General features: G+C 69.6%; 13 protein-coding genes. 8 read left to right on the top strand and 5 right to left on the bottom strand.

Translation table 11 applies throughout. The features are described from left to right. Nucleotides 1-8 precede the first annotated feature (8 nt). A complete protein-coding gene (locus GC203_RS10315; RefSeq protein ID WP_293453947.1) occupies nt 9-440 on the top strand; it encodes a DUF1178 family protein in 432 nt (143 codons plus the stop codon). On the opposite strand, the gene GC203_RS10310 is transcribed toward GC203_RS10315, so the two are convergent. Further along, nucleotides 437-874 carry a helix-turn-helix domain-containing protein gene (locus GC203_RS10310; protein WP_293453945.1) on the bottom strand — a complete coding sequence of 146 codons (438 nt, stop codon included), beginning with the start codon at nt 872-874 and terminating at the stop codon, nt 437-439. The two genes, GC203_RS10315 and GC203_RS10310, sit on opposite strands and share 4 nt — an antisense overlap. 75 nt (nt 875-949) lie before the next feature. On the opposite strand from GC203_RS10310, the gene GC203_RS10305 reads away from it, so the two are divergent. The 3 genes from GC203_RS10305 to GC203_RS10295 all read left to right on the top strand — a co-directional run bounded on the left by GC203_RS10305 (nt 950) and on the right by GC203_RS10295 (nt 5,744). Continuing rightward, nucleotides 950-1,795: a class I SAM-dependent methyltransferase gene (locus GC203_RS10305; protein WP_293453943.1), complete on the top strand. Its 846-nt coding sequence runs from the start codon at nt 950-952 to the stop codon at nt 1,793-1,795. 70 nt (nt 1,796-1,865) lie between these two features. Next, entirely contained in the window at nt 1,866-3,788 is a 1,923-nt protein-coding gene (locus tag GC203_RS10300; RefSeq protein ID WP_293453941.1) for a S9 family peptidase, read from the top strand. 39 nt (nt 3,789-3,827) lie between these two features. Then, nucleotides 3,828-5,744, top strand: coding sequence for a prolyl oligopeptidase family serine peptidase (locus tag GC203_RS10295; RefSeq protein ID WP_293453939.1), 1,917 nt, complete (start codon nt 3,828-3,830; stop codon nt 5,742-5,744). A gap of 70 nt (nt 5,745-5,814) precedes the next feature. Here GC203_RS10295 and GC203_RS10290 read toward each other — a convergent pair whose 3' ends face one another. Next, nucleotides 5,815-8,271, bottom strand: a complete 2,457-nt coding sequence (locus tag GC203_RS10290) for a TonB-dependent receptor (protein ID WP_293453937.1) — start codon at nt 8,269-8,271, stop codon at nt 5,815-5,817. A gap of 350 nt (nt 8,272-8,621) precedes the next feature. On the opposite strand from GC203_RS10290, the gene clpB reads away from it, so the two are divergent. Both clpB and GC203_RS10280 read left to right on the top strand, forming a co-directional pair. Continuing rightward, entirely contained in the window at nt 8,622-11,207 is a 2,586-nt protein-coding gene (gene clpB, locus GC203_RS10285) for an ATP-dependent chaperone ClpB (protein WP_293453935.1), read from the top strand. An 89-nt stretch (nt 11,208-11,296) separates the two neighbouring features. Then, nucleotides 11,297-12,073 (top strand): sulfite exporter TauE/SafE family protein, encoded by a 777-nt coding sequence (locus GC203_RS10280; protein WP_293453933.1) that lies wholly within the window; start codon nt 11,297-11,299, stop codon nt 12,071-12,073. 9 nt (nt 12,074-12,082) lie between these two features. On the opposite strand, the gene GC203_RS10275 is transcribed toward GC203_RS10280, so the two are convergent. Next, nucleotides 12,083-12,625 (bottom strand): hypothetical protein, encoded by a 543-nt coding sequence (locus tag GC203_RS10275; RefSeq protein ID WP_293453931.1) that lies wholly within the window; start codon nt 12,623-12,625, stop codon nt 12,083-12,085. 97 nt (nt 12,626-12,722) lie between these two features. Between GC203_RS10275 and GC203_RS10270 the strand changes: the two genes are divergently transcribed. Continuing rightward, nucleotides 12,723-12,899 (top strand): YegP family protein, encoded by a 177-nt coding sequence (locus GC203_RS10270; RefSeq protein ID WP_293453929.1) that lies wholly within the window; start codon nt 12,723-12,725, stop codon nt 12,897-12,899. Here the strand turns inward: GC203_RS10270 and arfB are convergent. After that, nucleotides 12,896-13,324: an alternative ribosome rescue aminoacyl-tRNA hydrolase ArfB gene (arfB, locus tag GC203_RS10265; RefSeq protein WP_293453927.1), complete on the bottom strand. Its 429-nt coding sequence runs from the start codon at nt 13,322-13,324 to the stop codon at nt 12,896-12,898. The two genes, GC203_RS10270 and arfB, sit on opposite strands and share 4 nt — an antisense overlap. Beyond that, complete coding sequence (locus GC203_RS10260; protein WP_293453925.1) at nt 13,324-13,704, bottom strand: GFA family protein; 381 nt, start codon at nt 13,702-13,704, stop codon at nt 13,324-13,326. Before GC203_RS10260 ends, arfB begins: the two co-directional genes overlap by 1 nt. Nucleotides 13,705-13,956: 252 nt before the next feature. On the opposite strand from GC203_RS10260, the gene GC203_RS10255 reads away from it, so the two are divergent. Next, nucleotides 13,957-14,460 carry a GNAT family N-acetyltransferase gene (locus GC203_RS10255; protein WP_293453923.1) on the top strand — a complete coding sequence of 168 codons (504 nt, stop codon included), beginning with the start codon at nt 13,957-13,959 and terminating at the stop codon, nt 14,458-14,460. Nucleotides 14,461-14,602: the final 142 nt, after the last annotated feature.

Raw genomic sequence — 14,602 nt, 5'->3', positions numbered from 1 at the left:
GCTTCCCCATGATCCGCTACGCGCTTTCCTGCGATCACGAGCACGAGTTCGAGGGCTGGTTCGGCTCGTCGGGCGACTACGACGACCAGCAGGCCCGCGGCCTGCTCGAATGCCCGATGTGCGGCTCGAAGGGCGTGCGCAAGCAGATCATGGCGCCGGCCGTGGCGGGCACGAAGCGCACCGCCCGCGAGGCGCCGCCCGCCCAGACCCAGGCCATGATGATGGAGGCGGCCGGCCGCATCCGTCGCCATGTGCAGGAGAACTTCGACGACGTGGGCGATGCGTTCGCCCGCGAGGCGCGCGCCATCCACGAGGGCAAGGCCGAGGATCGCGGCATCTATGGCCAGGCGACGCCCAAGGAGGTGCGCGAGCTGGTCGAGGACGGCGTGCCCGTCGCGCCCCTGCCGCCCGAGCCGGCCAAGAAGACCGAACTCAACTAGATCGGTTCCGCCACGAAGGCCCGGCGTTGCGGTGGGCCGAGCTTGCCGGCGCCGGCCAACCGCACGATCCGTCGGAAGGTCGGGCATTCCATCGGGCTGGGGGCGGGGCAGGCCGCGGCGTGGCGCAGGCCGTCGCGCATCGCGCCGAGGCGCTGGATCAGGCCGTCCAACTCGTCGGCCTTGGCCAGAAGTCGATCGCGCTCAAGCCGCGGGCGGCCGTCCGGCGCGAACATCTCGCCGATCTCGTCCAGGCTGAATCCCGCCGCGCGGCCGAGCGCCACGAGGGCCAACCGCTCCAGCACCGACGGATCGAACAGGCGGCGCAGGCCCCGGCGGCCGATCGAGGCGATCAGGCCCTTCTCTTCGTAGAAGCGCAGCGTGGAGGCCGGCGCGCCCGAGCGTCGCGCCACCTCGGCGATATCGAGATCGGCCATGGCTTGACCTCAAGTTCACTTGAACTTGCACACTGCCGGGACAGATCCCCGAACGCAAGCCGAAGGACCCGCCCGATGACCGCCGACCAAGCCCCCAACCAGCAGCAGGCCGAGCTGTGGAACACCGCCAGCGGCCCGATCTGGGTCGAGATGCAGGGGGTGCTCGACCGTATGCTGGCCCCCTTCGAGGCGCGCCTGACCGCCCAGGCGTTTCCCGGCGAAGGGCGGCGCGTGCTCGACATCGGCTGCGGCGCCGGGGCGACCACCCTGGCCATGGCGCGGCGGCTGGGGCCGCGGGGCTTCGCCCAAGGCGTCGACATCTCGGGCTCGCTCGTGGCCGCCGCCAGGGACCGGGCGGCGGCTGAAGGCCTCGCCAACGCCGATTTCGTCGAGGCCGACGCCCAGACTCACGCCTTCGAGCGGGCCGGCTTCGACGCGGTCATCTCGCGTTTCGGCGTGATGTTCTTCGCCGATCCGGAGGCCGCCTTCGCCAACATCCGGCGCGGGGTGCGCCAAGGCGGCCGGCTGACCTTCGTCGCCTGGCGAAGCCCGCTGGAGAACAGCTTCATGACCGCCGCCGCCGCGGCCGTCGCGCCGATCCTGGGTCCGCCCAAGGCGCCCGAACCCGGGGCGCCCGGCCAGTTCGCGTTCGCCGACGGCGAGCGGGTGCGGGCGATCCTGGAGGCGAGCGGCTGGCGAGGCGTGGAGGTCGCGCCGCTGGACGAGAGGTGCGCGGTCGCCGAGGCCGAACTGCTGGCTTATGCGCTGAACCTGGGGCCGGTGGGCCTGGCCCTGCGCGAGGCCGACGAGGCGACGCGCCGCAAGGCCGCGGAGTTGCTGGACGCCGCCTTCGCGCCCTTTGTCGAGCACGGAACCGCGCGGTTCACCGCCGCCTGCTGGCTGGTAACGGCGACGGCATAGGCGGGCGCGCTTGCCGCGAACCGGCCCGCGCGGCAATCTCGGATTGCGTCAGGTGGGGGCCGGTTTCGCGATGCGTCCTGTTCGTCTTGTACTGGCCGGCCTGGCCGCCGCGTTCCTGGTGGTGACTGCCGCCGCCGCCGCGCCTCTGGAAGCGTACGGCAAGTTGCCGACCATCGAATCGGCCACGGTCTCGCCAAGTGGTCACGCCATCGCGATCGTGGTGACGGACGGCGAACAACGCACCATCGTCGTCAAGGAACTGGCCAGCGGCGAGATCACGCTTCGCGGCTTCGTCGGCGACCACAAGATCCGCAACGTGCAGTGGGCGGGCGATGATCACCTGCTCGTCGTGGCGTCCAACACCTCGAACGCCTTCGACGTCGTGAACGGCTACCGCGAGTGGTTTTTCGGTAGCGTCATCGACATCAGGAAGAAGAAGCTGCGGCCGCTGATGGGCAAAGCCGAGGCGGACCTGTCGGCGATCGTCAGCATTCCGGTCGTGCGGATGTATCGGGGCGAACCGATGGTCTTCGCCCAGGGCGTCATCTTCAGCGGCGGCCGCGGCCTGATCTCGCTGTTCCGGATCGACCTCGACAACGGCGCGACGCGCCTGGTCGCCACGGGCGAGCCCGACACCATCGACTGGGTCGTCGACCCCCAGGGCCAGCCGTTGGCGCAGGAGCTGTACGTGAACGGGACAGGCCAGTGGTCGATCAAGGTCAAGGTCGACAACGGTTGGCGCGAGGCCGTCTCGGCGACGGCTCCGCTCGATCGGCCGATCCTGCTGGGCCTGGGGCGCGCCGGGAATTCGGTCGCCTACGCGATCCGCGGCGACGGCGGCGCCTGGACCTGGCGCGAGGTGGGGGTCGACGGCGGCTCGGTGACCGAACCGATCGACGTGGACGATGCCCAGGGCGCCTTGCGCCAGGCTCTCGACGGCCGGCTGATCGGCGAGTACGCCCTGGTCGGCGACGAAGGCCGCTACCGCTTTTTCGATCCCGCCGACGAGAAGGCCTGGAACGCGATCGTCGCAGCCTTCGCGGGAAGCCGCGTCGAGTTGCAGTCCTGGTCCACCGATCGGCGAAAGATCGTGGTGCTGGTCGACTCCCCGAGGGATGGGCCGCGGTTCGCCATCGTCGATCTCATCGGTCGGTCGGCCGACTGGCTGGGCGGCATGTACGCCGACCTCACGCCCGCCGACATCTCGCCGCGCGAGCCGATCCGGTTCCGCGCCGCCGACGGGATGGCGCTGTCGGGCTATCTGACGTTGCCGCGCGGCCGGCCGGCGCAGAAGCTGCCGCTGGTGGTCTTCCCGCACGGCGGCCCGGCGGCGCGCGACACCCCCGGCTTCGACTGGTGGGCCGAGGCCATGGCCTCGCGCGGCTATGCCGTGCTGCAGGTCAACTTCCGGGGATCGGACGGCTTCGGCGCGTCCCTGCTCGAAGCGGGCTATGGCGAGTGGGGCCGCAAGATGCAGACCGACCTCTCGGACGGCGTGCGCTACCTTGCCGCCAAGGGGACCATCGACCCGAAGCGGGTCTGCATCGTCGGCGCGAGCTACGGCGGCTACGCGGCGCTGGCGGGCGCCACGCTCGACACCGGCGTCTATCGCTGCGCGGTCTCGGTGGCGGGACCATCCGACCTGAAGCGCATGGTGCAGTGGGCGCGGAGCCACAACGGCGCGCCGGCGCTGCGCTACTGGGCCCGGTTCATGGGCGCCGAGGACGCCGCGGACGGTGTGCTGGGCGACATCTCGCCCGCCCTGCACGCCGACCGCGTCGGAATTCCGGTCATGATGATTCACGGCCGCGACGACACGGTGGTGCCCCTGGAGCAGAGCCAGATCATGGCCGACGCGCTGGATCGCGCAGGCAAGCCGTACGAACTGGTCGTGGAGAAGGGCGAGGACCACTGGCTCTCGCGCGGCGAGACGCGGCTGGACATGCTGAAGGCCGCCATGGCCTTCCTCGAAAAGCACAACCCGCCGAGCTGAGGCATGTCGCGCGTCCCCAAGATGAAGAGGTCTTCCGCCATGCGGGCTGTTCGCAATGCGCTCGCCGGTCTGGCCACGGCGCTCCTGAGCTTGACAGGCGCCGCCGCGGCCCCGCTGGAGGCCTACTCGCGACTGCCCGCCATCCAGGTCGTCACTGTGTCGCCCAGCGGCGACCAACTGGCGATCGTCGTGACCGACGGGCAGCAGGTCACGCTGACGATCCAGGACGTGGCGACAAGGGCCTTCAAGGCGAAGGTGGTGTTCGGCGAGATTCCGGTCCAGGCCGTCCGATGGGCCGGCGAGGGACATGTGCTCATCACGACGGCGGTGCAGTTCAATCCGCCGAACGCGACGGGCGGCCTGTGGGACTGGCGCCGCGTGCATGACTTGGACATCGCGACGCAGAAGCTGCGACCGCTGCTCGGCGACACCGAGACCGATCTCAACAACGTCCAGGGCGCGCCGATCGTGCGCACCGTCGATGGCCGCACGGTGGTTCTCCTGTCGGGCCTCCAGTGGGTCGACCACCGTGGCTATGTGGCGCTCTACGAAGTCGACCTCGAGACGGGCCACAGCAAGGTCGCCGAGCCGGCGGTCGAAGGCAGTCGCCGATGGCTCGTGGACGCTGATGGACGCGCCATCGCCCGGGAGATGTATGACGACAAGGCGCGGACCTGGTCGCTGGAGATCCGGGACGGAAAGGCTTGGCGGGCGATCCTAACGGCGTCCAAAGCCAGCGAGGCGGCGACGATCGCGGGGCTGGGCGCCGATGGGCGGGCGGTCGACTACACCGTTCGAGAGGGCGATCGACGCGTGCTGAAGCAGGTTCGGGTCGATGGCGGGACGGCCGCGCCGGACATTGTCCTGCCTGGTTCGCACAGGCTTCTCACGGACCCGCAGACCGGAAGGGTCCTCGGCCACTATGGGTGGGACGGGGACGCCTTCGTGCAGACCTATCTCGACCCGGCCGACGATGCGGCGATGAAGAAGGTCTCGGAGGCCTATCCGGCGATCGAGGCGAGCGTGGGGTCCTGGTCGGACGATCGCCGGAAGCTGGTCGCCTGGGTCGATGCGCCGGGCAGCAGCCCCGGCTTCGCCTACATCGACCTGGACCAGCATCACGGCCACTGGATCGGCCGCGAATACCCCGGTCTCTCCGAGGCCGACGTCGGCGCGCAGAGCCGCATCCGGTTCAAGGCCGCCGACGGCCTCGACCTTTCCGGCTATCTGACGCGGCCGCCGGGGCGGGCTCAGGCGCGCAACCTGCCGCTGATCGTGGTGCCCCATGATCTGCCGAGCGAGCGCGACCTCCCCGGCTTCAACTGGTTCGTGCAGGCGCTGGCCTCACGGGGATATGCGGTCCTTCAGGTGAACACTCGCGGCACGGCCGGGCTGGGCGCGGAGCTGCGCAAGGCCGGCGAAGGCCAACTGGGGCGAGGGATGCAGTCCGACCTGGCCGACGGCGTCGGGGCCCTGGCGTCCAGCGGGCTCATCGATCCGAGCCGGGTGTGCATCGTCGGTCAGGGCTATGGCGGCTACGCCGCCATGGGCGGCGCGACCTTCGACAACCAGCCCTATCGCTGCGCCGCTTCGATCGACGGAGGTTTCGAGCTGCGCTGGCCGAAGACCGGCGTCAAACGCGGCAGCGAGGCCGAGCAGACACTGAAGCAGCAGCTCGGCGTGGATGGGCCCGACGACCCGCGCCTGGCCCGCTACTCGCCCCTGAAGCAGGCGGCGAAGGCCCATATCCCCGTGCTGCTGGTCCACGGAAAGAACGACGTCCGGTACCCGTTCGACAACAGCAAGGCGATGGCCGAGGCTCTTAAGAAGGCCGGCAAGCCCTTCGAATTCGTGGCGCTGGAGGACGGCGACTGGCGGTTCAGCCGCGCCGATGCGCGGCGCGACATGCTCAACGCCGTCGTCGGCTTCCTCGAGAAGCACAACCCGCCGAACTGAAGCGCCCCCAAACGCGAACGGCCCGGCTTCCGCCGGGCCGCCGCCTCGAACCTCGACGGGTCCGAAAGTCTCAGTACTTCAGGCGCAGGGTCACGCCGTAGGTGCGCGGGGCGCCCAGGAAGGCGTCGTAGACGCTGACCGCATCGTTGTTCTCGTCGGTCTGGAACGGGCCGTTGAAGCCGACCTGGATGTAGTCCTTGTCGAACAGGTTGTTGCCCCACAGCTCGACGGTCCAGCGGTCGTCGGCGGCGCCGAGCCCGATGCGGCCGTTCACCAGCACCATCTCGCCCTGGACCTTGGAGGGGTGCAGGTCCGAGCCAGTGTTGTAGCGGGACGTGTACTTGCCCGTCAGGTTGGCCTTGAACTTCAGGCCGTTGGCCAGTTCGCGCTCGTAGCTCGTGGCCAGCGAGGCCGACCAGAGCGGCGCGAACGACAGCTGCGCGCCGGGCAGGCGGCGCAGGCTCGAGAAGCGCGACGGGTTGTTCAGGTCGGCGGCCGTGAAGGGCTGGATCTCGGTGTCGGCGTAGGTGACGCCGCCCTGGAAGCTCAGCCCGTCGATCGGCGGCTGGTAGATGAAGTCGAGGTCCACGCCCTGCGACACCACCTCCGGCAGGCTTTCCACCACGAAGGAGGTGCCGATGAAGGTGTTGAGCTGGAAGTTGGTGAACTTCTGGTAGAAGGCCGCCACGTTGAGCAGCAGGCTGCGGTCGAACCAGCTGGTCTTGGCGCCCAGCTCGTAGCTGTCGACGAACTCGCCCGCGAAGTGGGTGTCCGGGTCGGCCGCGAAGTCGAGGCCCGCGGCGGTGACCACGGTGTTCTGCTCGCGGTCGAGGTTGAAGCCGCCCGCCTTGTAGCCCCGGGAATACGACGCGTAGGTCATGATGTCCGGGTTCCAGCGGTACGACAGCTTGGCCGTGCCGGAGAACTCGTTCTCGGTGCGCTTCTGGGTCAGCAGGCCCAGGTTGTCGAAGTCCGGGTTCTCGAAGTTGATGCACAGGCCGCCGGTGATCGCGCCGGCCGTGGCCGGGCCGAGCAGGCCGGCCAGGGTCGGGTAGGCCGCCTCCGCCTTGGTGCACGATCCGCCGGTGGTCGCGTAGCGCGCGTCCAGCTTCTTCTGGTCGCGGGTCCAGCGCAGGCCGACGGTGAGTTCGAGCTCGTCGGTGATCTTGTACGAGTCGTTCGTGAACAGCGCGAAGGTCTCGTCGCTCTGCTTGTAGCGGTCGTCCGAGCCCGCGCCCTGCTGCAGCACCGTGCCGGGAGTCAGGCCGATCAGCGCCGGGACGCCGCCCAGCACCTTGCCGGCCAGGTAGTTGTAGTAGTCGGCGCCGTAGCGGAGGATCGAGCGGCTCTTCAGGTCTTCGTTGGCGTAGAAGCCGCCCACGAGCCAGTTCAGCCGGCCGTCGGCGGCGTCGCCCGCCAGGCGGATTTCCTGGCTGAACTGGGCGAAGTCGACGAAGTTGGAGCCGTCGGACGGACGGTAGGCGATGTCGGCCGCCGTGAAGTCGCTGTCCTGGCCCGTCTCGGCGCGCCAGTCGCGGATCGCGGTGATCGAGGTCAGCTTCATCCCGTCGCCGAGATTCCAGTTCAGCTCGGCCGAGACGCCCTTGTCCTCGATGTCCTGGCTCGTCGAGCGGTTCGAGTAGGCGACGCGGTCAAACGGCGTCGAGGTCGCGTCGAGCGACCCGGGATGCAGACCGTTGATGATGTTGGCGCGGCTGTTGGCGGCCTGGCCCACGAAGAGCTGGGTGGCGGCGCAGCAGTTTTCGTCGCGCTTGGTGTAGTCGGCGATGATGCGGAAATCGATGTCGTCGGTCAGCTCGCCGGCGAGCTGGCCGCGGAAGGTGTAGAAGTTCTGGTCGTTGTCGCGCGTCTTGGTGCGCGGGCCGGGACCGGTGACGACGTGCAGGTAGCCATCACGCGCACGCGTGCCGGCGAACAGGCTCGCGGCGACGCGGTCGTTGATGGGGCCGCTGACCGAGGCGGTCAGGCCGTACTGGTTGTAGTTGCCATAGGTGGCCTCGCCCTCGGCGCGGAAGTCCTGCGACGGCGCGTCGGTGACGACATTGATCACGCCGGCCGAGGTGCTCTTGCCGAACAGGGTGCCCTGCGGGCCCTTCAGCACCTCGATGCGGCTGACCGGGCCGAGGTCGCCGAACGAGACGGCGTTGCGCGGGCGATAGACGCCGTCGATCACGACGCCGACGGACGATTCCAGGCCGGGGTTGTCGCCCACCGTGCCGATGCCGCGGATGCGCGCGGTGACGCTCGCCTCGCTCGAGGTCGAGGTGACGGTCAGGCCGGGCGTCAGGACGGTCAGGTCGCGGATGTCGTGCACGCCGGCGTTCTTCAGCAGGGCGCCGCTGACCGAGGTCACCACGATCGGCACGTCCTGCAGGCTCTGCTCGCGCTTCTGGGCGGTGACGACGATCTCCTGGATCGCCCGGGCCGAGGTGTCTTCCTGCGCGAAGGCGGCGGGCGCAAACAGCCCCGCGAGCACGCCGGCCAGCGCCGTCGTGCGGTACAGCATTGCTACTCTCATTATTTTCGTTCTCCCCTCCTGCGGTCCGGGTTTATGGGAGGGCGGACCTGCAAGGGGCGGTCGGCTAAGCAGCGGATTCCCTTACACACAAAGGGAATCCGCGTTATCCGACGCGGGAGGCGGCGGCTGTGGCGCCATGGTCACGGGTTTGGCCGGATAGGGTCGCTGGAGCGGCGATTTCGCCGCGCAGCGTTCGCATTTCAAAGTTCTTCCAAAAGACATCGCGCGCGGGGCGTCGCGGGGGCTTGTGTGGCGCAATTGCCACACTACATCGGGAGGGTCAGCGGGCTGCGCTTGATCAAGGCGGCCGGCGGCAATCCGCCTGAGTTGGGGATCCTATGAACATCGACATCTATTCCGACCGCGCCAAGCAAGCCGTCCAGTCGGCGCAGAGCTTGGCTCTGGCCCGACGCCACCAGCAGCTCGCGCCCGAGCACATCCTGAAAGTCCTCCTTGAGGAGCGCGATGGTCTGTCGCGCGCCCTGATCCAGAGCGCCGGCGGCCGGCCGGATGAGGTGGACAACGCCGCCGAGGCGGCGCTGGCCAAGCTGCCCAAGGTCGAGGGCGGCTCGGGCCAGCTCTACATGAAGCCCGAAACGGCCCGGGTGTTCGCCGAGGCCGAGGATGGCGCGAAGAAGGCGGGCGACGCCTTCGTGACCACGGAACGGCTGCTGATCGCTCTGGCCAAGGAAGGCGGCGAGGCGGCCAACCTGCTGAAGGCCGCGGGTGTGACGCCCAAGGGCCTGGAAGAGGCCGCCACGGCGATGCGCAAGGGCCGCACGGCCGACTCGGCCTCGGCCGAGGAAGGCTACGACGCGCTCAAGCGCTACGCGCGCGACCTGACCCAGGCCGCCCGCGACGGCAAGCTGGACCCGGTGATCGGCCGCGACGAGGAGATCCGGCGCACGATCCAGGTGCTGAGCCGCCGCACCAAGAACAATCCCGTCCTCATCGGCGAGCCCGGCGTCGGCAAGACCGCCATCGTCGAGGGCCTGGCGCTGCGCATCGTCAACGGCGACGTGCCCGAGAGCCTGAAGGACAAGAAGCTGCTGTCGCTCGACATGGGCGCGCTGATCGCCGGGGCGAAGTACCGCGGCGAGTTCGAGGAGCGGCTCAAGGCGGTGCTCAACGAGGTGACCGCCGCCGAGGGCTCGATCATCCTGTTCATCGACGAGATGCACACCCTGGTCGGCGCCGGGAAGACCGACGGGGCGATGGACGCGTCCAACCTGCTGAAGCCGGCGCTGGCGCGCGGCGAGCTGCACTGCGTGGGCGCGACCACGCTCGACGAGTATCGCAAGCACGTCGAGAAGGACGCCGCGCTCGCCCGCCGCTTCCAGCCGGTGATGGTGGAGGAGCCCACGGTCGAGGACACCATCTCGATCCTGCGGGGCCTGAAGGAGAAGTACGAGGTGCACCACGGCGTGCGCATCTCCGACAGCGCCATCGTGGCGGCCGCGACGCTCTCGAACCGCTACATCACCGACCGCTTCCTGCCCGACAAGGCCATCGACCTCGTCGACGAGGCGGCGAGCCGCGTGCGCATGGCGGTCGACAGCAAGCCCGAGGAACTGGACGAGATCGACCGGCGCGTCGTGCAGCTGAAGATCGAGCGCGAGGCCCTGGCCAAGGAGCCCGACGCGGCCTCGAAGGCGCGGCTGGAGAAGCTGGAGGAGGAACTCGCCGAGCTCGAAGCCGAGTCGGCCGAGATGAGCGCCCGCTGGAAGGCCGAGAAGGAGAAGGTCAGCTCCGCCGCCCAGGCGCGCGAGGCGATGGACCGGCTCAAGATCGAGCTGACCAACGCCCAGCGCCGCGGGGATCTGCAGCGCGCCTCGGAGATCGCCTACGGCGAAATCCCGCAGCTCGAGAGGCGGCTGGCCGAGGCCGAGGCCGCCGAGGGCCAGGAAGACGCCATGGCGCCGGAGGTGGTCGACGAGGAGCAGATCGCCGCCGTCGTCAGCCGCTGGACCGGGGTGCCGGTCGAGAAGATGCTGGAAGGCGAGCGCGAGAAGCTGCTCTCCATGGAGGACGGCCTGCGCAAGCGCGTCGTCGGCCAGGAGGAGGCGCTGGTCGCCGTCTCCGACGCCGTGCGCCGGGCGCGCGCCGGGCTGAAGGATCCGAACCGGCCGATCGGCTCGTTCCTGTTCCTGGGCCCGACGGGCGTGGGCAAGACCGAGCTCACCAAGGCGCTGGCCGAGTACCTGTTCGCCGACGAATCGGCGGTCACGCGGCTCGACATGAGCGAATACATGGAGAAGCACTCGGTGAGCCGCATGATCGGCGCGCCCCCCGGCTACGTCGGCTACGATGAAGGCGGGGCGCTGACCGAGGCGGTGCGCCGCCGGCCCTACCAGGTCGTGCTGTTCGACGAGGTGGAGAAGGCCCACCCGGACGTCTTCAACGTGCTGCTGCAGGTGCTGGACGACGGCCGCCTGACCGACGGCCAGGGCCGTACGATCGACTTCCGCAACACGCTGATCATCATGACCTCGAACCTGGGTTCGCAGTTCCTGGCCGAGCTCGCCGACGGCGACGACGTCGAGACGGCGCGGCCGCAGGTCATGGAGGTGGTGCGCCATCACTTCCGGCCCGAATTCCTGAACCGGATCGACGAGATCATCCTGTTCAAGCGGCTGGGCCGCGCCGAGATGGACGACATCGTCGGCATCCAGCTCCAGCGGGTGGAGAAGCTGCTGGCCGACCGTCGCATGACGCTGGCGCTCGATCCGTCAGCGCTGCACTGGCTGGGCGACCGCGGGTACGATCCGGTCTACGGCGCGCGGCCGCTGAAGCGGGTGATCCAGAAGGACCTGATCGACCCGATCGCCCGCAAGCTGCTGGCCGGGGAGCTCGAGGACGGCTCGGTCATCAGCGTGAAGCCCGGCGCCGACGGCCTGGAGATCGGCAAGGCGCAGGTGCACTGAGCCGATCTGCAGCCGTAATCAGATTATTTCTATCGACTAACTAGGATTAAAGGCGAAGGGTCCGTTTCCCGAACGGGAGACGGACCCTGATGCACGACTTCCTGATCTTCGTCTTCGTGGGCTTCCTGGCCCAGATCGTCGATGGCGCCCTGGGCATGGCCTATGGGGTGATCTCCTCGACCGTGCTGCTGGCGTTCGGCGTGCCGCCGGCCACGGCGTCGGCCAGCGTGCATGCGGCGGAAGTTTTCACGACGGCGGCCTCGGCCGGCTCTCACGCTGTCGCGCGCAACGTGAACTGGAAGCTGTTCGCGCCCCTGGCGCTGGGGGGCTGCGTCGGCGGGGCGGCCGGCGCCTTCCTTCTGACCTCGATCGACGGGACGGTGCTGAAGCCCTTCATCACCGGCTATCTGGCGCTGATGGGCGTGCTGATCCTCTACCGGGCCTGGCGCGGCGCCCAGGCGCGGCCGTTCCCCCTGCGGTGGAGCGCGCCGCTCGGCGCGGTCGGCGGGATGATGGACGCCATCGGCGGAGGCGGGTGGGGGCCCACCGTCACAAGCGCCCTGGTGGGCTCCGGCGCCGATCCGCGCCAGAGCATCGGGACCACCAACACCGCCGAGTTCTTCGTGACGGCCACCATCTCGGCGACGTTCCTGGCGGCGCTGCTGTCCGGCCATTGGCGCGACGGCGGCGGGGTCGGAGCCCATGCCGCCGCGATCGGCGGACTGATCCTGGGCGGGCTGGCGGCCGCGCCCCTGGCCGGCCATGTGGTCAAGCTGGCGCCCGTGCGGGTCCTGACGATCGCCGTCGGCGTGCTGGTCCTGATCCTGGCGGGCTACCAGACGGCCCGGCTCACGGGCCTCGTCTGACCCGCGCGGTCAGAGCGTCAGCGGAACGATCTTGCCGCCGCGCGTGACGACGCGGCGCATCAGGGCCAGGGTGTCGCCGCCGCTGGAGCCGGCCGGCCGCGCCACGGTGATCGCGTACCAGGCCCCATCGGGCAGGCCGCCGAAGGCGAACTGGTCGGCCGCGTCGCAGGTGGTGCGCTTCACATAGGGATTGGCGTCGCCGGGCGGGGCGCTGGCGGTGCGGGCCCGCACGTCGGCCACGGGCAGGGCGGCGTGGTCGCCCGAGCCGTAGAGCGCGGCCATCCGCCGCCGCGACCAGGGGGTCTCCGGCGTCAGCACCACGGTGGAGCCGGCGCAGGTGAACCGCACGGCGCCTTCCCGGTACATCACCCGGCCGGCGATGACGTTGGCGCCGGCCTTCTGAGACCAGGCGAAGTCCTGAGCGTTGAACTCGGCCGTCGTCGAGATCGGCGGCGGCGGCGGCGCGCTGGGCGGCGGGGGGCCGAGCGTCGGCGCGCAGGCGGAAACGAGGGCGGTGGCGGCGAGTACGCCGAGCAGGGGAATCCGGACCATGGCGGGGACCTTATAGGCGATTGCGGCTAGTGGTTGCCACACTCCCGTCGTCGTGGCTCTCCTATCGTCTCCCGATCAAATCATGAGGAGGCCGCGCATGGCTCACACGTTCGAGATCTACAAGGACAAGGCGGGCGAGTTCCGGGTCCGCTTCAAATACAACAGCGAAGTCATGTTCTCGACCGAGGGCTACGCGTCCAAGGCCAGCGCGCAGAACGCCATCGACAGCATCAAGAAGAACGGCCCGGCGGCCGAGGTCGTCGACAACAGCTAGTCGTCGCCGCGCACGCGCCCCCGCTTCGCCTTCACGGCGCCGCGCCGGGCCTTGCCATCGAGGCGCTTCAGCTTCGAGGCGTAGGTGGGCCGGGTCTTCTTGCGTGGCGGGGGCGGCGGCTTGGCCGCCTCCCGAATCAGTTCGAACAGCCGCTCCAGCGCCGCCTGACGGTTCAGTTCCTGGGAGCGATGCTCCTGGGAGACCAGCACCAGAACGCCATCCTGGGTCAGCCGCGAACCCGCGAGCTTCGACAGGTTGGTCCGCACCCGCTCGGTCAGGCTGGGCGATCCCGCCACGTCGAATCGCAGCTCGATGGCTGTGGAGACCTTGTTCACGTGCTGGCCGCCAGGGCCCGAGGCGCGGACGGCGCGGACCTGCACTTCGTCGTCGGCGAGCGTGATGGCCGAGGTGACCTCGATCGGCATCAGACCAGGTCCTCCGGCACCCAGGCGTGGCGATGTTCGCCGTAGACCGCCTGGCTCGGGGCCGGGAAGTCCGGGTCCGCGAAGGCGCCCGCCGCCACCGCGATCATGTCGGCCTTACGCAGCGCCTCCCACCAGACCGTGGCTCCGCAGTGCGGGCAGAAGCGGAACACCACGTCGAAGCCGCTGTCGGCCGGCCGGCGGAACTCGCGCGTCTCGCCGCTGACTTCGACCGCCGCGCGCGGGAAGAACGCGGCCACGCCGAACGGCCCTCCGGTGCGCCGCTGGCACTCTAGGCAGTGGCAGAGCGAGACCTTCGAGGGCTCGCCCCGGCAGGCGGCGCGCACCTGCCCGCAGGCGCAAGTGGCGGTCCGCAGGATCATGCGCTGCAGATGCCACGGTTCGCGCCGGCGCGCACGGGCTGAGGCTTTGCCATTCGGGCGCGGCGGGGGTATTCACCTTCTCATGCGCGGCGCCTTCGCCATGAACGTACGCCTTATTCCGACCGCCTCCGGCGGGCCGGTAGGGGATGTCGTGCGCTAGCGAGCGAAGCCGCGGAAGAACCGAACACCAGCCCCGCCGGGATCCGGACGGGGCTTTTTTCTGGCCCCGTCCTCCCCGCCTTGGAGAGGATCATGAGCCAGCCGCCCGAGATCGTCATTCGCGCCATGGAGCCCGGCGACGTCCCGCAGATGACCGAGGTGATGAACCAGCCGCGCGCCGTCTGGGGCACGCTGCAGACCCCGCTCACCTCGGTGGAGATGCGCCAGAAGCGCTTCGACGCGACCGATCACAACAACCGCGCCCTCGTGGCGGAGACCGATGGCCGCGTGGTCGGCTCGATCGGCCTGCACCGCGAGCCCTGGCATCGCCGGATCCACACGGCGAGCCTCGGGATGGCGGTGCACGACGCCTACGCCGGCCGCGGCGTGGGGACGGCCCTGATGGCCGCCGTCGTCGACCTCGCCGAACGCTGGTGGAACATCAAGCGCCTGGAACTCAGCGTCTATGCCGACAACCAGCGCGCCATCGCCCTCTACGAACGCTTCGGATTCGAGCGCGAAGGCCTGCACCGCGCCTACGCCTGGCGGGACGGCGCCTATGTCGACTCGATCAGCATGGCGCGCCTGAGCCTCTGACCGTGGGCCTTCCCTTGACCTACGAGCAAAAAACCGCTTCACACCCCCGGCTTTACCGCGGCGCCGTTGCGCAGGCGCCGCATCTTTCTTTGTCCTAGGAGAACAATCATGCGCGTCTACTACGACCGCGACGCCGACATTT

The sequence above is a fragment of the Phenylobacterium sp. genome, assembly GCF_016124325.1.
GTDB lineage: Bacteria > Pseudomonadota > Alphaproteobacteria > Caulobacterales > Caulobacteraceae > Phenylobacterium.
Note: the sequence above shows the minus strand (reverse complement) of the source record. Positions and strands in the feature narration are given on the sequence as shown.